The sequence below is a fragment of the Stenotrophomonas sp. YJH_SMC_29 genome, assembly GCF_059371235.1.
The window spans coordinates 38159-60339 of the sequence record NZ_JCAFUK010000011.1 but is presented as its reverse complement, the minus strand read 5'-3'; the positions used below and the strand labels follow the sequence as shown (position 1 = coordinate 60339).

The window sequence follows — 22181 nt, the reverse complement described above, 5'->3', positions numbered from 1 at the left end:
GCGGACCAACGGTCCGCACCCACCAATCAACGGTCCGTGCGGACCAAGGTCCGCCCCCACCGGGGGCCGGCGGTCATTTGACCCCGTGCAGATCCCGCAGCTGGCTCGGCCGGCTGCCGAAGTACGCCGCCAGATCGGCGATGTCCTGATCACTCAGGTCCTTCGCCTGCGGTGTCATCAGCGCATGCTGGCGATCACCGGCGCGGTAGGCCTGCAGCGCGTGTGCCAGGTAGTCACCGTACTGCCCACCCAGCTTGGGGTAGGTCGGGTCGATCGGTGCGTTGCCGTCGGCGCCATGGCAGTCGATGCAGCTCTGGTTGGTGGCCTTGCCCTTCACCTTGGCGCGGGCTTCGCCGGCGGCCTCGCGGCCGGTCGGCAGGCCGGCCGAGGACGAAGAACCGTGCTCGCCGCTGGCATGACCCGGGTCGGCGGCGGAGGTCTCGCTGTTTTCCACCTGCGACTGTGAACAGGCCGCCAGCAGCAGGGCAACGGACAGGGCGATGGCGTGACGCATCGGATGCGCGGCATTCGACATGGGCGGGCCTTACTTGACGGTGGACAGGTAAACAGAGAGATCGGCGATCTCCTGTTCGCTGAAACTCATCGACTGCGCCTGCATCGTCGGATGCCGGCGCTTGCCCTGGCGGTACTCGGTCAGGGCCTGGGCCAGGTACTGCTGGGTCTGGCCGCCGATCTTCGGCACCCGGTAACTGGGATAGGCGTTCTTGTAGCCGGTAATGCCATGGCAGCCCTGGCACGTGTAGGCCAGGACGCGCCCATTGTCGAAGTTGCCGGTGGGCGCGGCAGGCGCAGGCGCCGCAGCGGGAGCCGGGGCCGGGGCAGGCGTGGAGGGAGCAGGAGCGGGCTGTGCGGCGGCCCCAAGGGGCAGGAGGACGGCCAGAGCGAGACAAGCGGCGAGCGGCTGCGGGCGCATGGTGTCGTTTCCGGGGATTCGGGTCTGGTCGTTCCGGCGTGGGGTACGGAACGACCCGAGTATAGCCTCAGGTTTCATCTAGCTGAAATGGGGTCGGGCCGACCGGCGGCGTGAAGGCACCATGACCTTTGGGATATGGTGTTGCCGTGAAGTGGTGCATTACTTTGCTACCACACCTGTCCACGCATCCTCCAGGGACCTGACGATGTCGCACCCAACCCTCCTGTCCGGCCGTCGCAGCGGAATCTGCGCTGCCGCACTGCTGATCTCCACCTCCCTGCTGCTGGGCGGTTGCGCCGCAGGGCCCAATTCCGAAGCCAAGGCCGCCGAGACCAAGGAGGAAAAGAAGGTCGATGCGGTCCCGGTCGAGGTGGCGGTGGCCAGCCATCGCGCGGTCGCGGCCAGTTACACCGGTACCGCCGCACTGGAGCCACGCGCCGAATCGCAGGTGGTCGCCAAGACCTCCGGCGTGGCACTGGCGGTGCTGGTCGAGGAAGGTCAGCGGGTCACCGCCGGCCAGCCGCTGGTGCGGCTGGACCCGGACCGCGCGCGCCTGGCGGTGGCACAGAGCGAAGCGCAGATGCGCAAGCTGGAAAACAACTACCAGCGCGCACAGAAGCTGGTCGGCCAGCAGATGGTCAGCGCCGCCGATGTCGACCAGCTGCGTTTCGATCTGGAAAACGTCCGCGCGCAGTACCGCCTGGCGACGCTGGAACTGTCCTACACCACCGTGGTCGCACCGATTTCCGGCGTGATCGCCTCGCGCTCGATCAAGACCGGCAACTTCGTGCAGATCAATACGCCGATCTTCCGCATCGTCGACAACTCGCGACTGGAGGCGACGCTCAACGTGCCCGAACGCGAGCTGGCCACCCTGCGCGCCGGCCAGCCGGTGACCCTGGCGGCCGACGCGCTGCCGGGGCAGAGCTTCACCGGCACCGTTGACCGCATTGCGCCGGTGGTGGACTCGGGCAGTGGCACGTTTCGCGTGGTCAGCGCCTTCGACGGCGCAGCACACGCGCTGCAGCCCGGCATGTTCGGGCGCATCCGCATCGATTACGACCAGCGTGCCGATGCGCTGGTGGTGCCGCGCCTGGCGTTGCTCGACGACGGTGAGCCGGCGGTGTTCCGCGTGCGCGAAGGCAAGGTCGCACGCGTTCCGGTCAAACTGGGTTACGCCGAGGGCCCGTGGGTGGAGATCCGTGATGGCCTGGCGGCCGGTGATCAGGTGGTCACCGCCGGCAAGGTCGCCCTGCGCGACGGCACCGCGGTGCAGGTGATTGCCGACCCGAAGGCGAAGACGGTCGCAACGGCCGCCAAGCCGGCAGCCAAGGCCGGGAGCACGCAATGACCGCCCCGGGCCACGACCACGGTGCCTCGCCGGCGAGCGACGGCGCCGCCGCCGGCATGCGCGGCGGCCTGGTGGAGTTTGCCACCCGCCGCCGCGTGACCATCGCCATGTGCACGGTCACCCTGCTGCTGTTCGGCCTGATCGCGCTGGGCAACCTCAAGGTCAACCTGCTGCCGGACCTGAGCTACCCGACGCTGACCGTGCGCACCGAATACACCGGTGCGGCGCCGACTGAAATCGAAACCCTGATCACCCAGCCGGTCGAGGAAGCGGTCGGCGTGGTCAAGAACCTGCGCAAGCTGAAGTCGGTCTCGCGCACCGGCCAGAGCGACGTGGTGCTGGAATTCGCCTGGGGCACCAACATGGACCAGGCCAGCCTGGAGGTGCGCGACAAGATGGAAGCGCTGAACCTGCCACTGGAGGCCAAGGCCCCGGTGCTGCTGCGCTTCAATCCGTCCACCGAGCCGATCATGCGCCTGGTGCTGTCCAACAAGGTCGCGCCGGCCAGCGATGCCGACGCGGTCCGCGAGCTGACCGGCCTGCGCCGCTATGCCGATGAAGACCTGAAGAAGAAGCTCGAGCCGGTCACCGGCGTGGCGGCAGTGAAGGTCGGCGGTGGACTGGAGGACGAGATCCAGGTCGACATCGACCAGCAGAAGCTGGCGCAGCTGAACCTGCCGATCGACACCGTCATCAAGCGCCTGAAAGACGAGAACATCAACATCTCCGGCGGCCGCCTGGAGGAAGGATCGCAGCGCTTCCTGGTGCGTACCGTCAACCAGTTCGCCGACCTGGAGGAGATCCGCAACCTGCTGGTGACCACCCAGGGCTCGAACGGCAGCGCGGCCGACTCGGCATTGCAGCAGATGTTCAACATTGCCGCGTCGACCGGTTCGGCAGCGGCCATCGCGGCGGCGTCGGCGGCGCAGAGCGCATCGTCAGGTGCGGGCTCCAGCGTCGTCGCCAACGGCGTGCCGGTGCGCCTGAAGGACGTCGCCACCGTGCGCCAGGGCTACAAGGAGCGCGAAGCGATCATCCGCCTGGGCGGCAAGGAGGCGGTCGAGCTGGCCATCTACAAGGAAGGTGACGCCAACACCGTGTCCACCGCCGAAGCGCTGCGCAAGCGGCTGGAGCAGATCAAGGGCACGTTCCCGTCGGACGTCGAGCTGACCACCATCGAGGACCAGTCGCGCTTCATCGAGCACGCCATCGCCGACGTCAAGAAGGATGCCGTGATCGGTGGCCTGCTGGCGATCCTGATCATCTTCCTGTTCCTGCGCGATGGCTGGAGCACGTTCGTGATCAGCCTGTCCTTGCCGGTCTCGATCATTGCCACGTTCTTCTTCATGGGCCAGCTCGGGCTGAGCCTGAACGTGATGTCGCTGGGCGGCCTGGCATTGGCCACCGGCCTGGTGGTGGATGACTCGATCGTGGTGCTGGAGAGCATCGCCAAGGCCCGTGAGCGTGGCCTGGGCATCCTGCAGGCGGCGATCGCCGGCACCCGTGAAGTGAGCATGGCGGTGGTCGCCTCGACCCTGACCACCATCGCGGTGTTCCTGCCGCTGGTGTTCGTCGATGGCATCGCCGGGCAGCTGTTCCGCGACCAGGCGCTGACCGTGGCGATCGCCATCGCGATCTCGCTGCTGGTGTCGATGACCCTGATCCCGATGCTGAGCTCGCTGAAGGGACGGCCGCCGCTGGCGTTCCCGGAAGAGGCACCGAACGCAGCGTGGCGGCCGCAGAAACGCTGGCAGAAGCCGGTCGCGCTGGGTCGCCGTGGCGTGGTCGCCAGCGTGCGCTGGGGCTTCTATGCGCTGGCCTGGCTGGTGGTGCGCCTGTGGCGTGGCGTGGTGGCGGTGGTCGGGCCGGTGATGCGCAAGGCCAGTGACCTGGCGATGAAGCCCTACGCCGGTGCCGAGCGCGGCTATCTGCGCCTGCTGCCGAGCGCATTGGCACATCCGGGCAAGGTGCTGGGCGTGGCCACGATCATCTTCGTGGCGACCATGGCGCTGGTACCGATGCTCGGCGCCGACCTGATCCCGCAGCTGGCGCAGGACCGGTTCGAGATGACCGTGAAGCTGCCGGCCGGCACGCCGCTGAAGCAGACCGACGCGCTGGTGCGTGAGCTGCAACTGGCGCATGGCAAGGGGGAGGGCGTGGCTTCGCTGTACGGTGTCAGCGGCAGCGGCACCCGCCTGGACGCCAGCCCCACCGAGAGCGGCGAGAACATCGGCAAGCTGACCGTGGTGATGGCCGGCGGTGGCAATGCCCAGACCGAGGCGGCAATCACCGAGCGCCTGCGCGGCACCATGAGCCAGCATCCGGGCGCGCAGGTCGACTTCGCGCGGCCGGCGTTGTTCAGCTTCTCCACGCCGCTGGAAATCGAGCTGCGCGGGCAGGACATGGCGACCCTGGAAGTGGCCGGCCAGCGCCTGGCGGCGATGCTGCGCGGCAACGCCCACTACGCCGACGTGAAGTCGACGGTGGAGGAGGGCTTCCCGGAAACCCAGATCCGCTTCGACCAGGAGCGCGCCGGTGCGCTGGGCCTGACCACCCGCCAGATCGCCGACGTGGTGGTGAAGAAGGTGCGTGGCGACGTCGCCACCCGCTACAGCTTCCGTGACCGCAAGATCGACGTGCTGGTGCGTGCGCAGGAAGGTGACCGCGCCAGCGTGGACAGCATCCGTCGGCTGATCGTCAATCCGGGCAGCACCCGCCCGGTGACCCTGGACGCGGTGGCCGACGTGGTCGCCACCACCGGCCCCAGCGAGATCCATCGTGCCGACCAGACGCGGGTTGCGGTGGTGTCGGCCAACCTGCGCGACATCGACCTCGGCGCGGCCATGCGCGAAGTGCAGCAGATGGTGTCCGAGCAGCCGCTGGGCGCAGGCGTCGGCCTGCATATCGGCGGCCAGGGCGAGGAGCTGGCGCAGGCGGCGAAGTCGCTGATCTTCGCCTTCGGCCTGGCGATCTTCCTGGTCTACCTGGTGATGGCCTCGCAGTTCGAGTCGCTGCTGCATCCGTTCGTGATCCTGTTCACCATCCCGTTGGCGCTGGTCGGTGCGATCCTGGCGCTGATGCTGACCGGAAAGCCCATCTCGGTGGTGGTGTTCATCGGCCTGATCCTGCTGGTCGGCCTGGTCACCAAGAACGCGATCATCCTGATCGACAAGGTCAACCAGCTGCGCGAGGCCGGTGTGGCCAAGCAAGAGGCGCTGGTGGAAGGTGCGCGCTCGCGCCTGCGGCCGATCATCATGACCACCCTGTGCACGCTGTTCGGCTTCCTGCCGCTGGCGGTGGCGATGGGCGAGGGTGCTGAGGTGCGCGCACCGATGGCGATCACCGTGATCGGGGGCCTGCTGGTGTCGACCCTGTTGACCCTGCTGGTGATCCCGGTGGTGTACGACCTGATGGATCGTCGTGGCGATGCCTACTACCGCGAGCGCGGCCGCAAGCATGCCGGCGCAGGGCTGCACGGCGCTGAGGGCGGCGCGGCAGGCGTGGAGGAACCGGCATGAGTGTTGCCGAGTTCTCCATCCGTCGCCCGGTCACCACCATCATGTGCTTCGTGTCGCTGGTGGTGATCGGCCTGATCGCTTCGTTCCGGCTGCCGCTGGAGGCGCTGCCGGACATCTCCGCGCCCTTCCTGTTCGTGCAGATTCCGTATACCGGCTCGACCCCGGAGGAAGTGGAACGGACCATCATCCGTCCGGTCGAGGAGTCACTGGCGACGATGACCGGCATCAAGCGGATGCGTTCGTCGGCGACGTCCGAGGCGGCATTGATCTACATCGAGTTCAGCGACTGGGACCGCGACATCGCCATTGCCGCGTCCGACGCGCGCGAGCGTATCGACGCGATCCGCAGTGACCTGCCCGACGACCTGCAGCGCTACAACGTGTTCAAGTGGTCCAGCAGCGACCAGCCCGTGCTGAAGGTGCGGCTGGCCAGCACCACCGATCTCACCACTGCCTATGACATGCTCGACCGTGAGTTCAAGCGGCGCATCGAGCGCATCCCGGGCGTGGCCCGCGTCGATATCACCGGTGCGCCGCCGAACGAGGTGGAGATCGCCATCGACCCGAACCGGCTCAACGCGCATGGGTTGAGCATCAACGAGCTGAGCGAGCGCCTGCGCACGCTGAACTTCTCGATCTCGGCCGGGCAGATCGACGACAACGGCCAGCGCGTGCGCGTGCAGCCGGTGGGCGAGATCACCGACCTGCAGGAAATGCGCGACTTGGTGATCAACGCCAAGGGCCTGCGCCTGGGTGATATCGCCGACGTCCGCCTGAAGCCGGCTCGGATGAACTACGGGCGCCGCCTGGACGGCAACCCGGCCGTCGGCCTGGACATCTTCAAGGAGCGCAGCGCCAACCTGGTGGACGTCTCGCGTGCGGCGCTGGCCGAGGTCGAGGCGATCCGCGCGCAGCCGTCGATGCGCGACGTGCAGATCAAGGTGATCGACAACCAGGGCAAGGCGGTAACCTCCTCGCTGCTGGAACTGGCCGAAGCCGGTGCGGTCGGCCTGATCCTGTCGGTCACCGTGCTGTTCTTCTTCCTGCGCCACTGGCCGTCGACGCTGATGGTGACCCTGGCCATTCCGATCTGCTTCACCATCACCCTGGGCTTCATGTACTTCGTCGGGGTGACACTCAACATCCTGACCATGATGGGCCTGCTGCTGGCCGTCGGCATGCTGGTCGACAATGCGGTGGTGGTGGTCGAGAGCATCTACCAAGAGCGCGAGCGCATGCCGGGGCAGCCGCGGCTGGCCTCGATCATCGGCACCCGCAACGTGGCCATCGCGCTCAGCGCCGGCACGCTGTGCCACTGCATCGTGTTCGTGCCGAACCTGTTCGGCGAGACCAACAACATCAGCATCTTCATGGCACAGATCGCGATCACCATCTCGGTCTCGCTGCTGGCCTCGTGGCTGGTCGCGGTCAGCCTGATCCCGATGCTGTCCGCGCGCATGGCCACGCCCAAGCTGGTGCACTCGCAGACCGGCCTGATTGCGCGGCTGCAGCGCCGCTACGCCCGGCTGCTGGACTGGTCGCTGCACCACCGCGGCTGGAGCCTGCTCGGCATCCTGCTGGTGGTACTGGTCAGCCTGGTGCCGATGAAGCTGACCAAGGTCGACATGTTCGGGGGCGAGGGCGGCAAGGACATCTTCATCGGCTACATGTGGAAGGGCGCCTACACCTACCGGCAGATGTCCGAGGAAGTGGCGCGGGTGGAGAACTGGATCGACCAGAACCGCGAGCGCCTGCACGTGAAACAGGTGTACTCCTGGTACAGCGAGCAGGAGGGCAGCTCCACGGTGGTCACCCTGGACGAGAAGTACGCCAAGGACATCAAGGCGCTGCAGGAAGAGCTGCGCAAGGGCCTGCCGAAGTCCGCCCGCACCGACTATTTCGTCGGCAACCAGGGGGGCGATGGCGGTGGTGGCGGCAACCAGGGCGTGCAGGTGCAGCTGGTGGGCGACTCCAGTTCAATGCTGCAGGAGATTGGCCAGGAAGTGGTGCCGTTGCTGGCGCAGCGTGCCGAGCTGCGTGACGTGCGCATCGACAACGGCGAGAAGGGCGGCGAGCTGAAGGTGCGCGTCGACCGTGAGCGTGCCGCAGCGTTCGGCTTCAACGCCGAACAGGTGGCCAGCTTCGTCGGCCTGGCGCTGCGCGGTGCCCCGATGCGCGAGTTCCGCCGCGGTGACAATGAAGTGCCGGTGTGGGTGCGCTTTGCCGGCGCCGAGCAGAGCAGCCCGGAAGACCTGGCCGGTTTCAGCGTGCGCACCGGCGATGGGCGCAGCGTGCCGCTGCTGAGCCTGGTCACCGTGGACGTCGGTTCCTCAGCCACCCAGATCGGCCGTACCAACCGTCAGACGACGTTGACCATCAAGGCCAACCTGGCCGAGAAGGTCACCGCGCCGGACGGGCGCAAGGCGATCGAAGCCGTGCTCAAGCCGATGAACTTCCCGGCCGGCTATGGCTTCACCTTCGACGGCGGCGACTACGGCAACGACGACGAAGCCATGCAGCAGATGGTGTTCAACCTGCTGATCGCACTGGTGATGATCTACGTGGTGATGGCCGCGGTGTTCGAGTCGCTGCTGTTCCCAGCGGCGATCATGAGTGGCGTGCTGTTCTCGATCTTCGGCGTGTTCTGGCTGTTCTGGATCACCGGCACTTCGTTCGGGATCATGTCCTTCATCGGCATCCTGGTGCTGATGGGCGTGGTGGTGAACAACGGCATCGTGATGATCGAGCACATCAACAACCTGCGGCGCAGCGGCATGGGCCGCACCCAGGCGCTGGTGGAAGGCTCACGCGAACGCCTGCGCCCGATCATGATGACGATGGGCACGGCGATCCTGGCGATGATCCCGATCTCGCTGACCGATACGCAGATGTTTGGCAACGGCCCGGAGTATTCGCCGATGGCGCGCGCGATTGCCGGCGGCCTGGCGTTCTCGACGGTGGTCAGCCTGCTGTTCCTGCCGACGATCTACGCGGTGCTCGATGACCTGCGCACTGCCGTGACGCGGCTGATCCGCCGTGCGCGTGGCCTGGAAAGGGTAGAGCCGGGCGCTGCCCGGCTGTAGTGCGCGACAACGTGTTGTGGTGTGGGGGAGGCCGGTCGTAGTGGGGCGGCCTCCCCCTTTTTTTGCCGGGCATGGCGCGGCGTTACCCATCACTGCATCGCGGCGTCGCTCGAGCAGGGGTTAAGGCATAGCAAAGCCCGGCTGATCTTCGCGACCTGAAGCATAGTGCCAACCAAGGTTGGCACCTACCGGTAGCGCCGGGCCATGCCCGGCGGAACCATCAGCCTGCCACCTTGCCCCACACCTTGAACGTGGTCAGCCACAGGCCGAGCATGCTGCCAATGTTGGTCAGCATGAAGGTCAGCACCACGCGGGTGACGCGGTTGCGGTACCAGCCCTTCAGGCTCTGCGCATCGTCGCGCAGCTTCAGGAAGTCCTCGTAGGCCGGCTTGCGCAGCCGTGCTTCCACCAGCGCCGAGAAGGCGCCGGTCGGGATGCTCAGGCGGAACGGCTTGAACGGGGCCACCGCGATCGCGGTGAGGATGCTCAGCGGGTGGCCGCCGGCCAGCAGGCAGCCCAGGCCCGCCAGGCCGCCGGTATACATCGCCCAGGTCGCCAGCAGCTCGGTGCCCACGCCCAGGCCGCCGCGGTAGAAGCCCACGCCGATGCCGGTGGCCACGATGGCCAGGATGCCGAGCGTGAACCACGGAATGTTGCGCTTCTTCGGCACCGCCTCCAGCTCGGCGCGCAGCGGTGCCGGGGCCTCGGTGTCGGTTTCCAGGTAGCGCGCGAGACCCGCAAGATGGCCGGCACCGACCACCGCCAGCACTTCACGCTGCTGCGGGGTGTGTTCCTCGCGCAGGCGCGTGGCCATGTAGCGGTCGCGCTCGCCGATGATGGTTTCGTACAGCGCCGGGCTCTCGCTGGCGAACTCACCAAAGCTCGACTCCAGCATGTCGCCCTGCTTGAGCTTCTCGATCTCGTTCTCGCCCACTTCTTCCGACGAGAACAGGCCGGCGCCCAGCCCGGCAACCAGCTTCAGCTTGCCGAAGAAGCCCAGCCGTTGCGACGCACGACGGAAGGTCAGGCCGACCTCGCGGTCGATCAGGTGCACCGGCAGGTTGCGCTCGCGGGCCAGCTCCACCGCACGCTTCAGCTCGGCACCGGGTTCGATGTCGAGCTGTTCGGCCAGGCGGCGCTGGTAGGCGGACAGCGCCAGGTTGGCCGCAAACAGGGCCACGCGGCCCTTGCGGATCACTTCGACCAGATCGAGCTTGGCCAGCGTGTCCGGGTCGCTCAGCGCCTGCAGGCGCTGCGGGTCCAGCTCGACAGCCACTGCATCGAAGCGGCCGCTGTCGATGGCTTTTTCCACGGCCTCGACGCTGGCGCGTGAAACGTGGGCGGTGCCCAGCAGGGTGTAGCGCACGCCGTCGCGTTCGACAACGCGCACCGGCTGGCCGGCGAACAGGTCGTCACCGGTCTCGGGAAGGGTTTCGGTCATGGGTTCATTCATTGGAAGGTGCGGTGTCGGCGCCGTCGCCGAGCGCGCGCTGCATCTGCACGGTATCCAGCCAGCGGCCATGCTTGCGGCCGAGGCCACGGAACACGCCCACCAGCTCGAAGCCGAAGCGTTCGTGCAGCTTGATTGAAGCGGTGTTGGTCGGTTCGCCGATCACCGCCACCATCTGCCGGTAGCCACGCGCCACGCAGGCATCGATCAGCGCCTGCAGCAGGCCGGTGCCGACGCCCTTGCCCTGGAAGCGGGCATCGACGTAGACCGAGTTCTCCACGGTCCACTGGTAGGCCACGCGGGTGCGGTAGGTGTTGGCGTAGGCATAGCCGGCCACCTGGCCATCGATCTCGGCGACCAGGTAGGGGAAGCCGCGATCGACGATGTCGCGCATGCGGCGCAGCATCTCGGTCGCGTCCGGGATCTCGTACTCGTAGGTGTTGACGAAGTCGGTCACTTCCACCGCGTAGATCGCGGTGATCGCATTGATGTCGGCAGGGCCGGCATCACGGATGAGGACGGCCATGCGCGGGCTCCGGCTCAGTCGATGTAGCGCTTGAGCAGGTCGCCGTAGGCATCGATGCGGCGATCACGCAGGAACGGCCAGATGCGGCGCACGTGCTCGCTGCGCTGCAGGTCGACGTCGCACAGCAGTACGGTGGCCTCGGTACCGGCCTCGGCCAGGAATTCGCCCTGCGGGCCCAGCACGTGGCTGTTGCCCCAGAACTGGATGCCCGAAGCACCCAGCGGCGAAGCCTCATGGCCGACGCGGTTGCAGCTCAGCACCGGCAGGCCATTGGCCACGGCATGGCCGCGGTGGCTCAGTACCCAGGCGTCGCGCTGGCGGGTCTTCTCGTCCTGCACATCGTCCGGGTCCCAGCCGATCGCAGTCGGGTACAGCAGCAGCTCGGCGCCGGCCAGCGCCATCAGCCGCGCTGCTTCCGGGTACCACTGGTCCCAGCACACCAGCACGCCCAGGCGGCCCACCGAGGTGTCGATCGGCTTGAAGCCGATGTCGCCCGGGGTGAAGTAGAACTTCTCGTAGAAGCCGGGGTCGTCCGGGATATGCATCTTGCGGTACTTGCCGAGCAGCGTGCCGTCCTTCTCGAACACCACGGCGGTGTTGTGGTACAGGCCGGCAGCGCGGCGCTCGAACAGCGAGCCGACCAGCACAACGCCATGCTTCTTCGCCAGCGCGCCCAGGCGCTCGGTGCTCGGGCCCGGAATCGGCTCGGCCAGGTCGAACTCGTCCACCGACTCGTGCTGGCAGAAGTACGGACCGTTGTGCAGTTCCTGCAGCAGCACCAGCTTGGCACCCTGCGCAGCCGCCTCGGCCACGCGTGCTTCGATCACCGCCAGGTTGGCGGCGGCGTCACCGTGGTTGCGCTCCTGGATCAGGGCGACGGTAAGGGGGCTGCGCGAGTTCATGCGGGACGTTCCTGCGGGGGAAAACCTGCATGTTAGCGCGGATGGACGGCGGCGGCGTGTCGCGCGCTGAATGGGTGATGGTCGTGCCGGCCGCTGGCCGGCATCCCCGTCAATCCATCAGGCATTGCCTGGTTGCCGGCCAGCGGCCGGCACGACCTTTTCTCAGGCCTTCAACAGCCCTTCCGGCAGCTGCATGGTGATGCAGTGCAGGCTGCCGTTCTGCCAGATCAGCGAGCGGCAGGGCACCTGCACGATCTCGCGGCCCGGGTAGGCCTGCGCCAGCACGTCGCGGGCCAGGTCGTCGGCCGGGTCGCCATAGGCCGGCATCAGTACCGCGCCGTTGACGATCAGGTAGTTGGCGTACGACGCGGCCAGGCGACGGCCTTCGTCGATCACCGGACGGGCCCACGGCAGCGGGAACAGGCGGTACGGCTGGCCATCCTTGGTGCGCAGTGCCGCCAGTTCGTTGCCCATCGCCTGCAGTTCGGCGTAGTGCGAGTCGCTCTCGTCGTCGCAGGCCTGGTAGACGATGCTGTCGGTCGAGGCGAAGCGGGCGAGGGTGTCGATGTGCGCGTCGGTGTCGTCGCCTTCCAGGTAGCCGTGGTCCAGCCACAGCACGCGGTCCTGCTGCAGCCAGTCGGCGAGGTCGGCGCTCAGGCTGGCGCGGTCACGGTCCGGGTGGCGTTCGTGCAGGCACTTCCAGGTGGTCAGCAGGGTGCCTTCGCCGTCGGTCTCGATGCCGCCGCCTTCCAGCGCGAACGGAATGCTGCGAACCGGCGCATCGTTGAACACGCCGGCCTGGTCGAGCACGCCCACCAGCTGGTCATCCAGGGTGGCGTCGAACTTGCCGCCCCAGCCGGTGAAGCGGAAGTCCAGCAGCTGGAAACCGCCGTCGGCGCGGCGCAGGGTGATCGGGCCGGAGTCGCGCAGCCAGGTATCGTCGTAGGCGGCCGTGGTGAAGTGGACCTTGTCCATGTCGATGCGGTTGGAGCGCAGCCGCATTTCGGCATAGGTCTCCACATCGTCGTCGGCCACGCAGATCAGCACCGGCTGGAAGCGGGTGATGGCCGCGACCAGGGCGATGTAGGTCTCTTCCACCTGGCCCAGGCGGTCGGCCCAGTCGGTGTCGGCGGTGGGCCAGGCAATCAGGACGCCGCTCTGGGCTTCCCACTCGGCAGGAAAACGAAGGGTCTGGTTCATGGTCTCGCTACACAGGCCCGCCCACGGCGGGTAAGGGGATCAACGGATCGGCGGTTTCGGGCCGATTTCGTTCGGGTCCGCCTGGTTGGCCACCACGTCGATCACCTTCTGCTTCTCGAAGTAGACGGTGAACTGCGGGTACACCCAGCGGTTGATGGTCGGCCATTGCCGCTTCTGCCCGCCGCGCGGCTGCAGCTGCTCGCTGGGCGCGCCGAACTGCGCCTGCACCTGCTGCATGCTCTGGCCGCGCACGGGCAGGGCGCCGGCCGGCTTCTCGCGGGCACGGTCGACAAGCAGGGTATCGGCCAGTGCCGGTGTGGCGGCGGCCAGGGTGGCCATCACGGCCAGGGCGGACAGGTAACGCTTCATCTCGATCTACTCCCCAGTGGTCAAGAAAGGCGATTACAGCAAAAACGGCAGGAAAAAGCCGCATAAACAAAAAACCGCCCGAAGGCGGTTTCTTGCATCGGGTCGGCCCCGCGTAGGGCCCGCCGCAGCCAGGAGGCTGTGAGGATTAGCGCTGACGCGCCTTGAAACGCGGGTTCGACTTGCAGATGACGAAGATCTTGCCACGACGACGCACGACCTTGCAGTCACGGTGACGGGCCTTCGCCGACTTCAGGGAGGACAGGACTTTCATGGCATACCTCGGCGTAAACAGTAGTTGTTCGGGTGGAGCGTGGCCGCGATATGCGAAAGACAATCGGCAGTTGACGCTCGTTCAAGCCCGCCATTCTACCGGGCTTTTCCTCATGGTTTCAAGTGGTTGCACAAAAGATCCCGCTCGGGGCGTCTGGCAGGGGCTAGAATGGCCTCTTCACACGCTCTGGGACCCCCATGAATCCACTCGCTCCCGTCCTGACCATCGACGGCCCATCCGGGGCCGGCAAGGGTACCATCAGCCGCATCATCGCGCGCAGGATGGGCTGGCATTACCTGGATTCGGGCGCGCTGTACCGGGCGGTGGGCGTGGCCGCGAGCTGGGCCGACATCGATACTTCCGACGCCTCGGCGCTGGTCCGCTGCACCTTCGACACCCACGTCCAGTTTGTCGAGCAGGGCGATGCCATGCGGGTCATGGTCAATGGCACCGACGCCACCGACGAGCTGCGCCTGGAGACTACCGGCGCGCTGGCCTCGGCGATTGCGGCCATCCCGGAGGTCCGGGCCGCCCTGAAGGAGCGCCAGCGCGCATTCAGGGAGCTGCCCGGCCTGGTCGCCGACGGCCGTGACATGGGCACGGTGATCTTCCCGGACGCCTCCTACAAGGTCTTCCTGACCGCCAGTGCCGAGGAGCGCGCCGAGCGCCGGCATAAGCAGTTGAAAGACAAGGGGGTTTCTGTTAACTTTGATGACCTCCTGCGCGAGATCATGGCCCGCGACGCCCGTGATGCCCAGCGTACCGTGGCGCCCCTGAAGCCGGCAGACGATGCTGTCCTCATCGACACCACAGGCATCGGCATCGATGATGTCGTTGCCCGAGTGATGGATCTGCTTCCGGTTCCGGCTGCCTGATCCGTTCGCGTGGGAGCACTGCCAGCAGCATCGGCGGTGGTCGCGCATAGCAGTGCTGTACCCGCTCCGTCGCGCAATGATGCGTGGCGGTTTTCCTACTACACACGACCTGCGTTTCCGGGGTCGACCAACAGGCGGGCGGTCGCCATTCCCCTGAAGGGGACGCCACCGACCCATGTGTCCAACAGAGTAAATCTAATGACCGAATCATTTGCCGAACTGTTTGAAGCCAGCCAGGCCAACCTGGCCAAGCTGAAGCCGGGCGCCATCGTCAGCGGTACCGTTGTTGAAGTCCGCGGCGACGTCGTGGTGATCAACGCTGGCCTGAAGTCCGAAGGCATCGTGCCGATCGAACAGTTCCGTAACGACGCTGGCGAAATCGACGTCGCCGAAGGCGACATCGTCAAGGTCGCCCTCGACTCGATCGAGAACGGCTTCGGCGAAACCGTCCTGTCGCGCGAGAAGGCCAAGCGCGCGATGGTGTGGGACGAGCTGGAAGAAGCGTTGGAAAAGAACGAAACCATCACCGGCCGCATCAGCGGCAAGGTCAAGGGTGGTTTCACCGTGGACATCAAGGATGTCCGCGCCTTCCTGCCGGGTTCCCTGGTCGATGTGCGCCCGGTGCGCGATCCGGCCTACCTGGAAGGCAAGGAACTCGAGTTCAAGCTCATCAAGCTGGACCGCAAGCGTAACAACGTCGTGGTCTCGCGCCGCGCTGTCGTCGAAAGCGAGCACTCGGAAGAGCGCGAGCAGCTGATGGACAAGCTGCAGGAAGGCGCGATCCTGAAGGGTGTCGTCAAGAACCTGACCGATTACGGCGCGTTCGTGGACCTGGGCGGTATCGACGGCCTGCTGCACATCACCGACATGGCGTGGAAGCGCGTGCGTCACCCGTCGGAAGTCGTGAACGTCGGCGACGAGCTGGACGTCCGCGTGCTGAAGTTCGACCGCGAGCGCAACCGCGTTTCGCTGGGCCTGAAGCAGCTGGGCGAGGATCCGTGGGACAACATCGGCCGTCGTTACCCGGCCAACAGCCGCGTCTTCGGCAAGGTCTCCAACGTCACCGATTACGGTGCGTTCGTTGAGATCGAGCCGGGCGTCGAAGGCCTGGTGCACGTCTCCGAGATGGACTGGACCAACAAGAACGTCAACCCGTCCAAGGTTGTGCAGGTGGGTGACGAAGTCGAAGTGATGGTGCTGGACGTCGATGAAGAGCGTCGCCGTATCTCGCTGGGCATGAAGCAGGTTGCCGCCAATCCGTGGGAAACCTTCGCTGCCACCCACAAGAAGGGTGACAAGGTGTCGGGCCAGATCAAGTCGATCACCGACTTCGGCATCTTCATCGGCCTGGACGGCGGCATCGACGGCCTGGTCCACCTGTCCGACATCAGCTGGAACACCACCGGCGAAGACGTCGTTCGCAACTTCAAGAAGGGCGATACCCTGGACGCCGTCGTCCTGGCTGTCGATCCGGAGCGCGAGCGCATCTCCCTGGGCGTGAAGCAGCTGGAGCAGGATCCGTTCGGCCAGTACATGGCCGCCAATCCGAAGGGCTCCAAGGTCGAAGGCGTGGTGAAGGAAGTCGACGCCAAGGGCGCGATCATCGAGCTGGCTGACGGCATCGAAGGTTACGTCTCGGCCCGCGACATCGCCAACGAGCGCGTTGACGACGCCACCCAGCACCTGAAGGTCGGCGACAAGATCGAAGCCAAGTTCGTGGGCATGGACCGCAAGGGCCGTACCCTGCAGCTGTCGATCAAGGCCAAGGACGACGCGGAAATGCGCGAAGTGCTGGAGGAATACCAGTCCTCTTCGGCTTCCAGCGGCACCACCCAGCTGGGCGCGCTGCTGCGTGCGCAGCTGAACGGCAACAAGTCCGAGTAATCGGCCTTAGGCTGTTTGTTGTTTCCTGCACGGCCCGGGCTTCTGCCCGGGCCGTTTCAGGCTGAGATGCCCCTGATGTGAGCCGGTGATGACCAAATCCGAACTGATCGAAATCCTTGCGCGCCGGCAGGCGCACCTGAAGGCCGATGATGTCGATCTGGCGGTGAAGTCGTTGCTGGAAATGATGGGCGGATCGCTGTCCGCCGGGGATCGCATCGAAATCCGTGGTTTTGGCAGCTTCTCGCTGCACTATCGTCCGCCGCGCCTGGGCCGCAACCCGAAGACCGGCGAATCGGTTGCCCTGCCGGGCAAGCATGTCCCCCATTTCAAGCCGGGCAAGGAACTGCGCGAGCGGGTCAGCAGCGTGCTGCCGCTGGACGCCGATCCGGCCTGAGCCTGCCGTCGCGCCACCGCGTGCGAATCCAGCCGCGAGTCGGATAAGCTACGGACTCCTGCCACTGGAGCTGTCGCATGAAGGTTTTTCGTCTGCTGGTCCTGCTGGCGGTGCTGATCCTTGGGTTGATCATTGGTGCGGTCAACATGACCGCGATGTCGATCAACCTGCTGTTTACCCAACTGCACACCTCGGTGGGCGTGGCCCTGATCGCCGCGCTGCTGGTCGGTGTGGTGGTCGGTGCCGGGCTGGTGCTGGTGAGCGTGGTCATTCCGCTCTACGGCCAGCTGCGCCGCGCCAACAAGTCCGCTGTCGCTTCGCCGGCACCGGTCGCTTCCAACCAATCTTTTGATGGACGTTGATCGAAGATGGATTTCGTCACCGAGTGGTTCTGGTTTTTCCTGTTCGTTCCGCTGGCCGCACTGGCCGGGTGGGTGATCGGACGTCGCGGCGGCCAACGCCACGGTGACAGCCAGGTCAGCCGCCTGTCGAGCACCTATTTCCGGGGCCTGAACTACCTGCTCAACGAGCAGCCGGACAAGGCCATCGAGCTGTTCCTGCACATTGCCGAGCTGGACAAGGAAACCTTCGAGACCCAGGTCGCGCTGGGCCACCTGTTCCGCCGCCGCGGCGAAGTCGACCGTGCCATCCGCCTGCACCAGGGCCTGGTCAACCGTCACGACCTCAGTGATGCACAGCGCGTGCAGGCTCTGCTGGCGCTGGGCGAGGACTACATGAAGTCCGGCCTGCTGGATCGCGCAGAGACCGTGTTCACCGAGCTGGCGCAGCTGGACCAGCGCGCCCCGCAGGCGCTCAAGCACCTGATCGGCATCTACCAGGCCGAGCGCGACTGGGAAAAGGCGATCGACAACGCCACCCGTTTCGAGGATGTCACCGGCGAGCCGATGGGCAAGCTGATCGGGCAGTTCGAATGCGAACTGGCCGAGCGGTTCCGTGGCGCCGGCAAGCTGGAAGAGGCGAGGGCAGCGATTGCGCGGGCCTACCAGGCCGACGCGATGTCGGTGCGCGCCGGCATCATCGAGGGCCGCCTGGAGACCGACGCCGGCAACCCGGAGGCGGCCGTACGCGCCTTCGAGCGCGCCGCGCGCAACGATCCCGAATACCTGCCGGAACTGCTGCCGGCCTTGATGCAGAACTACCGCAAGGTTGGCGACCTGGCAGGCGCGCGCGCGTTCCTGTCGGAGATGACCGAGCATTACCGCGGCATCGCCCCGGTACTGGCGCTGACCCGGCTGATGGAAGAGCAGGAGGGCGTGGCGCCGGCGCGTGCCTACCTGGGCCGCCAGCTCAAGGATCGTCCGTCGGTGCGTGGCGAGTCCGCGCTGATCGACCTGACCCTGGCCGAGGGCGCCGATTCCACGGCCACCCTGCACGACCTCAAGCACATCACCGACCAGCTGCTGGTGCGCAACCCGGCCTATCGCTGCACCCGCTGCGGCTTCGGCGCGCGTACCCACCACTGGCAGTGCCCGAGCTGCAAGGAGTGGGGGACGGTCAAGCCGCTGCTGAATTACGCGGTGCTCTGATCCATGCCCTGGCTTGTGATGGGCGCGCTGCTGGCGCTCGCCCTGCTGAGCGCGCTGCTGACGTGGGCGGCACGCGGCTACGCACTGCGCCGGCAGTTGATGGACCAGCCCGGCGAACGCCGCAGCCATAGCGTTGCCACCCCGCGCGGTGGCGGCATCGCCATTGTCATCAGCCTGCTGGTGACTGCTGGCGTGGCCATGTGGGCCTGGCCCGAAGCGACTCCCAGCTTGCTGGTGGCCAGCCTTGGGCTGGTGCTGGTGGCCGGCATCGGCTGGTGGGACGACCACAAGCCCCTGCCGGCGATGCGTCGCCTGCTGGTGCACTTCATCGCTGCGGCGCTGCTGGCCGGCCTGGTCAAGGTGAACGGCGGAAGCTGGCTGTTGGCCACGCTGGTGCTGCTGTTCACTGCCTCGCTGATCAACATCTGGAATTTCATGGACGGCATCAACGGCATCGCCGCCAGCCAGGCCGTCGTAGCGATGCTGGGGCTGGCGCCGGTGCTGCCGTGGCCGTACTCGCTGGCTGCGGTGGCGCTGGGCCTGGCCTGCCTGGGATTCCTGCCGTTCAACTTCCCGCGGGCCCGGATCTTCATGGGCGATGTCGGAAGTGGAGCGCTGGGATACGCGGTCGCGGCCGTGCTGGCGCTCGCCAGCGTGCGCACCGATATCAACTGGATCCTGCTGCTGGTACCGGTTTCGCCGTTCCTCGTGGACGCGGGCTTCACACTGCTGGCGCGCATCATTTCAGGACAACGCTGGATGGAACCCCATACCCAGCACGTCTACCAGCGCGCGGTGCAGGCAGGAGCCAGTCACCCCCAGGTGACAGGGATGTACTTTGCTTTGGGCCTGTTCAGCATTACAGTGTTCAATGTCTGCTCCAATCTGCAGCCGAGGTGGGAGGCTGCCGTGGCGATCGCGTGGTTCACCGCGCTGAGCGTCCTCTGGCTCCTCCTGCGCAATGGAATGCGCTACCGACAAGGAAATACCTGACTTATGGCTTCACCCTGGCGGGACAGAATCCTCGGCCTGATGCCGCGTTCGGCCATCGTCTGCCACGACCTTTTCATGGTCTGGGCATGCTGGCAGCTGCTCCATGCGGGGCGCTACTCGATCCTCCCCAACGCCCCGGCGCTGCCCCTGTGGAACGTCGATACCACGCTGGTGCTGCTGCAGGGCCTGGTGTTCTGGCGCGTGGGGCTGTATCGCGGCCTGTGGCGGTTCGCCAGCGTCAGCGACCTGCTGAACATCTTCAAGGCCAGCTTCATCGGCATGGTGGCCATCGTGCTGGTGCTGATGTGGAAGCGCTTCGACGGCGTGCCGATGTCGGTGCTGGTGATCTATCCGTTCGCGCTGTCGGCCCTGCTGGGCGCGCCGCGCCTGCTGTACCGGGCCTGGAAGGACTACCAGGCGCTGCAGTCCGATTCCAGCGCCCGCCGCGTCCTGATCCTGGGTGCCGGCCAGGCGGCCGAGACCCTGGTGCGCGACCTGCGCCGTTCCGGCAACTTCGAGCCGGTCGGCCTGCTCGACGATGCACCGCACCTGCGTGGCGCCAAGCTGCAGGGCCTGCCGATCCTCGGCACCCTGGACGACGCACCGACGGTGGTCCGCGAGACTGCCGCCAAGCTGCTGGTCATCGCCATGCCCTCGTTGGATGCTGCGGGCATGCAGCGCGTGGTGGCGATCTGCGAAAGCACCGGCGTGCCGTTCCGTACCGTGCCCAAACTGAGTGACATCCTGCAGGGCCAGTCGCTGCCTGGGCAGCTGAAGGAAGTGGCGATCGAGGACCTGCTGGGGCGCAAGCCGATCATGCCGGACTGGAACCTGATCCGCGGCTGGTTGGGTGGGCGCACCGTGATGGTGACCGGCGCCGGTGGTTCGATCGGCTCGGAGCTGTGCCGCCAGTGCGCGCGGCATGGTGCCGGTCGCATCATCCTGCTGGAGATCAGCGAGCTGCTGCTGCTGACCATCGAGGGCGAGCTGCGTCGCAGCTTCCCCGATGTCGAGATCGAGGCGGTGCTGGGCGACTGCGGTGACCCGGCGGTGATCCGCCACGCGCTGTCGCTGCACCCGGTCGATACCGCCTTCCATGCCGCCGCCTACAAGCACGTTCCGGTGCTGGAGCGCCAGCTGCGCGAAGCGGTGCGCAACAACATCCTGGCGACCGAGAACGTGGCCCGCGCCTGCCTGGAAGCCCGCGTGGAGCATTTCGTGTTCATCTCCACCGACAAGGCGGTCGACCCGGTCAATGCGCTGGGCGCGAGCAAGCGCTACGCCGAGATGATCTGCCAGAGCCTGGACCAGAAGTCCACGCATACCCGTTTTGTCACGGTGCGCTTCGGCAACGTGCTGGCGTCGGCCGGCAGCGTGGTGCCGCTGTTCCGCGAGCAGATCCTGCGCGGTGGCCCGGTCACGGTCACCGATCCGGAAGTCAGCCGTTACTTCATGACCATTCCCGAGGCCTGCCAGCTGATCCTGCAGGCGGCCGCCTCCGCGTCGCATGGCGCGATCTACACGCTCGACATGGGCGAGCCGGTGCCGATCCGCGTGCTGGCCGAACAGATGATCCGCCTGACCGGCAAGCAGCCGTACAAGGACATCCCGATCATCTATACCGGCCTGCGTCCGGGCGAGAAACTGCACGAGACGCTGTTCTATTCGGACGAGGACTACCGTTCGACCGCGCACCCCAAGATTCTCGAGGCTGGCGTGCGTGCGTTCTCGCGCGACCTGGTGCTGGGCAACGTGCCGCGCCTGCGTGAGGCGATTGCCAGCTACGACACGGCCAGCATCCAGGAAATCCTGTTTGCGACGATGCCGGAATTCTCGCCAATCGAACAGGATGCTTACATTTCATCCGCTAAAGTCGTGCCCTTTCCGGCACGTGAGGCGAACAGGCACCAATGAGCAAGCGAATTCGCAAGGCAGTATTCCCGGTGGCAGGGCTGGGGACGCGTTTTCTGCCAGCAACCAAGACTGTGCCGAAGGAGATGCTGCCGATCATTGATCGGCCGCTGATCCAGTACGCCGTGGATGAAGCCATCGAGGCCGGCTGCGACACCCTGGTGTTCATCACCAACCGCTACAAGCATGCGGTGGCCGACTATTTCGACAAGGCCTACGAGCTGGAGCAGAAGCTCGAGCGCGCCGGCAAGCAGGAGCAGCTGGAGCTGATCCGGCACGTGCTGCCCAATGGCGTGCGCGCGATTTTCGTGACCCAGGCCGAGGCACTGGGCCTGGGGCATGCGGTGTTGTGTGCCAAGGCCGTGATCGGCGACGAGCCGTTCGCGGTGCTGCTGCCCGACGATCTGATCTGGAACCGCGGTGCCGGTGCACTGAAGCAGATGGCCGACCTCAATGAGGCCAGCGGTGCCAGCGTGATTGCGGTGGAAGACGTGCCGCACGAGAAGACCGCCAGCTACGGCATCGTCGCCACCGAGGCGTTCGATGGCCGCAAGGGCCGCATTTCGCAGATCGTCGAGAAGCCGAAGCCGGAGGACGCGCCGAGCGACCTGGCGGTGGTCGGCCGTTATGTACTGAGCCCGAAGATCTTCGAGCTGCTGGAACAGACCCAGACCGGTGCCGGCGGCGAGATCCAGTTGACCGATGCGATTGCCGAGCTGTTGAAGACCGAAGAGGTCGACGCCTATCGTTTCGAGGGCACCCGTTTCGACTGCGGCACGCATCTGGGCCTGGTGGAGGCGACGATCCGCTTCGCGCTGGACAACCCGAAGCTGGCCGGCCCGGCGCGGGAGAAGCTGGCGGCGATGCTGGCGGAATAAGGGGTTTATCAAGCGCTCCGTCAGCGCTTTGATTGATACGTGATGGGCGGGACGGGTGGGCCGTTGCAGGACACGCCGTAAACCCGTCCATGGGG

19 protein-coding genes are annotated in these 22181 nt (G+C 66.4%); 11 read left to right on the top strand and 8 right to left on the bottom strand.

The genetic code is table 11. The annotated features are described in order from the left end of the window. Positions 1-73: 73 nt before the first annotated feature. Positions 74-535: a c-type cytochrome gene (locus tag AC5P9I_RS13190; protein ID WP_235645209.1), complete on the bottom strand. Its 462-nt coding sequence runs from the start codon at positions 533-535 to the stop codon at positions 74-76. Between the two features lie 9 nt (positions 536-544). After that, complete coding sequence (locus tag AC5P9I_RS13185; protein WP_049464464.1) at positions 545-934, bottom strand: c-type cytochrome; 390 nt, start codon at positions 932-934, stop codon at positions 545-547. A gap of 205 nt (positions 935-1139) precedes the next feature. On the opposite strand from AC5P9I_RS13185, the gene AC5P9I_RS13180 reads away from it, so the two are divergent. From AC5P9I_RS13180 to AC5P9I_RS13170, 3 genes are read left to right on the top strand one after another with little or no spacing between them, the layout of a single operon-like run. After that, a complete protein-coding gene (locus AC5P9I_RS13180) occupies positions 1140-2285 on the top strand; it encodes an efflux RND transporter periplasmic adaptor subunit (RefSeq protein WP_064238278.1) in 1146 nt (381 codons plus the stop codon). After that, entirely contained in the window at positions 2282-5803 is a 3522-nt protein-coding gene (locus tag AC5P9I_RS13175; RefSeq protein WP_414608616.1) for an efflux RND transporter permease subunit, read from the top strand. Before AC5P9I_RS13180 ends, AC5P9I_RS13175 begins: the two co-directional genes overlap by 4 nt. Further along, the gene (locus tag AC5P9I_RS13170; protein WP_049464469.1) at positions 5800-8886 is read left to right on the top strand and encodes an efflux RND transporter permease subunit; all 3087 of its coding nucleotides are present in this window, start codon (positions 5800-5802) and stop codon (positions 8884-8886) included. Before AC5P9I_RS13175 ends, AC5P9I_RS13170 begins: the two co-directional genes overlap by 4 nt. Positions 8887-9106: 220 nt before the next feature. Here the strand turns inward: AC5P9I_RS13170 and AC5P9I_RS13165 are convergent, their stop codons facing one another. The 6 genes from AC5P9I_RS13165 to ykgO form a co-directional block, all read right to left on the bottom strand. Next, a complete protein-coding gene (locus AC5P9I_RS13165; protein ID WP_088475994.1) occupies positions 9107-10327 on the bottom strand; it encodes a TraB/GumN family protein in 1221 nt (406 codons plus the stop codon). Positions 10328-10331: 4 nt separating this feature from the next. Beyond that, positions 10332-10862 carry a GNAT family N-acetyltransferase gene (locus AC5P9I_RS13160; protein ID WP_049464474.1) on the bottom strand — a complete coding sequence of 177 codons (531 nt, stop codon included), beginning with the start codon at positions 10860-10862 and terminating at the stop codon, positions 10332-10334. A gap of 14 nt (positions 10863-10876) precedes the next feature. After that, complete coding sequence (locus tag AC5P9I_RS13155; protein WP_014646847.1) at positions 10877-11764, bottom strand: carbon-nitrogen hydrolase; 888 nt, start codon at positions 11762-11764, stop codon at positions 10877-10879. 162 nt (positions 11765-11926) lie between these two features. Next, positions 11927-12964 (bottom strand): agmatine deiminase family protein, encoded by a 1038-nt coding sequence (locus AC5P9I_RS13150; protein WP_049464476.1) that lies wholly within the window; start codon positions 12962-12964, stop codon positions 11927-11929. A 39-nt stretch (positions 12965-13003) separates the two neighbouring features. Beyond that, positions 13004-13303, bottom strand: a complete 300-nt coding sequence (locus AC5P9I_RS13145; RefSeq protein ID WP_227837998.1) for a hypothetical protein — start codon at positions 13301-13303, stop codon at positions 13004-13006. A 175-nt stretch (positions 13304-13478) separates the two neighbouring features. After that, entirely contained in the window at positions 13479-13604 is a 126-nt protein-coding gene (gene ykgO / locus AC5P9I_RS13140; RefSeq protein ID WP_005409283.1) for a type B 50S ribosomal protein L36, read from the bottom strand. Positions 13605-13801: 197 nt separating this feature from the next. On the opposite strand from ykgO, the gene cmk reads away from it, so the two are divergent. The 8 genes from cmk (at position 13802) to galU (ending at position 22086) form a co-directional block, all read left to right on the top strand. Continuing rightward, complete coding sequence (cmk, locus tag AC5P9I_RS13135; RefSeq protein ID WP_014036894.1) at positions 13802-14479, top strand: (d)CMP kinase; 678 nt, start codon at positions 13802-13804, stop codon at positions 14477-14479. Between the two features lie 198 nt (positions 14480-14677). After that, positions 14678-16363 carry a 30S ribosomal protein S1 gene (rpsA, locus tag AC5P9I_RS13130; RefSeq protein ID WP_005409285.1) on the top strand — a complete coding sequence of 562 codons (1686 nt, stop codon included), beginning with the start codon at positions 14678-14680 and terminating at the stop codon, positions 16361-16363. Between the two features lie 88 nt (positions 16364-16451). Further along, a complete protein-coding gene (locus AC5P9I_RS13125) occupies positions 16452-16757 on the top strand; it encodes an integration host factor subunit beta (protein WP_005409286.1) in 306 nt (101 codons plus the stop codon). Between the two features lie 77 nt (positions 16758-16834). Further along, on the top strand, positions 16835-17119 hold the full coding sequence (locus AC5P9I_RS13120) for a lipopolysaccharide assembly protein LapA domain-containing protein (protein WP_049464482.1): 285 nt from the start codon (positions 16835-16837) through the stop codon (positions 17117-17119). Between the two features lie 6 nt (positions 17120-17125). Next, a complete protein-coding gene (gene lapB, locus AC5P9I_RS13115) occupies positions 17126-18304 on the top strand; it encodes a lipopolysaccharide assembly protein LapB (protein ID WP_005416232.1) in 1179 nt (392 codons plus the stop codon). A 3-nt stretch (positions 18305-18307) separates the two neighbouring features. Next, positions 18308-19297: an MraY family glycosyltransferase gene (locus tag AC5P9I_RS13110; protein WP_049464484.1), complete on the top strand. Its 990-nt coding sequence runs from the start codon at positions 18308-18310 to the stop codon at positions 19295-19297. A 3-nt stretch (positions 19298-19300) separates the two neighbouring features. Beyond that, positions 19301-21211, top strand: coding sequence for a polysaccharide biosynthesis protein (locus tag AC5P9I_RS13105; protein WP_495217364.1), 1911 nt, complete (start codon positions 19301-19303; stop codon positions 21209-21211). Further along, complete coding sequence (gene galU / locus AC5P9I_RS13100; RefSeq protein WP_032954121.1) at positions 21208-22086, top strand: UTP--glucose-1-phosphate uridylyltransferase GalU; 879 nt, start codon at positions 21208-21210, stop codon at positions 22084-22086. The genes AC5P9I_RS13105 and galU overlap by 4 nt, the downstream gene beginning before the upstream one ends. Positions 22087-22181: the final 95 nt, after the last annotated feature.

Excerpts from the sequence above, each read along its gene's own strand:
- AC5P9I_RS13180 (WP_064238278.1), top strand. The coding sequence starts at position 1,140 with ATGTCGCACCCAACCCTCCTGTCCGGCCGTCGCAGCGGAATCTGCGCT.
- AC5P9I_RS13170 (WP_049464469.1), top strand. The coding sequence starts at position 5,800 with ATGAGTGTTGCCGAGTTCTCCATCCGTCGCCCGGTCACCACCATCATG.
- AC5P9I_RS13145 (WP_227837998.1), bottom strand. The coding sequence starts at position 13,303 with ATGGCCACCCTGGCCGCCGCCACACCGGCACTGGCCGATACCCTGCTT.
- AC5P9I_RS13150 (WP_049464476.1), bottom strand. The coding sequence starts at position 12,964 with ATGAACCAGACCCTTCGTTTTCCTGCCGAGTGGGAAGCCCAGAGCGGC.
- AC5P9I_RS13175 (WP_414608616.1), top strand. The coding sequence starts at position 2,282 with ATGACCGCCCCGGGCCACGACCACGGTGCCTCGCCGGCGAGCGACGGC.
- cmk (WP_014036894.1), top strand. The coding sequence starts at position 13,802 with ATGAATCCACTCGCTCCCGTCCTGACCATCGACGGCCCATCCGGGGCC.
- AC5P9I_RS13105 (WP_495217364.1), top strand. The coding sequence starts at position 19,301 with ATGGCTTCACCCTGGCGGGACAGAATCCTCGGCCTGATGCCGCGTTCG.
- ykgO (WP_005409283.1), bottom strand. The coding sequence starts at position 13,604 with ATGAAAGTCCTGTCCTCCCTGAAGTCGGCGAAGGCCCGTCACCGTGAC.
- lapB (WP_005416232.1), top strand. The coding sequence starts at position 17,126 with ATGGATTTCGTCACCGAGTGGTTCTGGTTTTTCCTGTTCGTTCCGCTG.
- AC5P9I_RS13160 (WP_049464474.1), bottom strand. The coding sequence starts at position 10,862 with ATGGCCGTCCTCATCCGTGATGCCGGCCCTGCCGACATCAATGCGATC.
- AC5P9I_RS13110 (WP_049464484.1), top strand. The coding sequence starts at position 18,308 with ATGCCCTGGCTTGTGATGGGCGCGCTGCTGGCGCTCGCCCTGCTGAGC.
- galU (WP_032954121.1), top strand. The coding sequence starts at position 21,208 with ATGAGCAAGCGAATTCGCAAGGCAGTATTCCCGGTGGCAGGGCTGGGG.
- AC5P9I_RS13185 (WP_049464464.1), bottom strand. The coding sequence starts at position 934 with ATGCGCCCGCAGCCGCTCGCCGCTTGTCTCGCTCTGGCCGTCCTCCTG.
- AC5P9I_RS13125 (WP_005409286.1), top strand. The coding sequence starts at position 16,452 with ATGACCAAATCCGAACTGATCGAAATCCTTGCGCGCCGGCAGGCGCAC.
- AC5P9I_RS13190 (WP_235645209.1), bottom strand. The coding sequence starts at position 535 with ATGTCGAATGCCGCGCATCCGATGCGTCACGCCATCGCCCTGTCCGTT.
- rpsA (WP_005409285.1), top strand. The coding sequence starts at position 14,678 with ATGACCGAATCATTTGCCGAACTGTTTGAAGCCAGCCAGGCCAACCTG.
- AC5P9I_RS13155 (WP_014646847.1), bottom strand. The coding sequence starts at position 11,764 with ATGAACTCGCGCAGCCCCCTTACCGTCGCCCTGATCCAGGAGCGCAAC.
- AC5P9I_RS13165 (WP_088475994.1), bottom strand. The coding sequence starts at position 10,327 with ATGACCGAAACCCTTCCCGAGACCGGTGACGACCTGTTCGCCGGCCAG.
- AC5P9I_RS13120 (WP_049464482.1), top strand. The coding sequence starts at position 16,835 with ATGAAGGTTTTTCGTCTGCTGGTCCTGCTGGCGGTGCTGATCCTTGGG.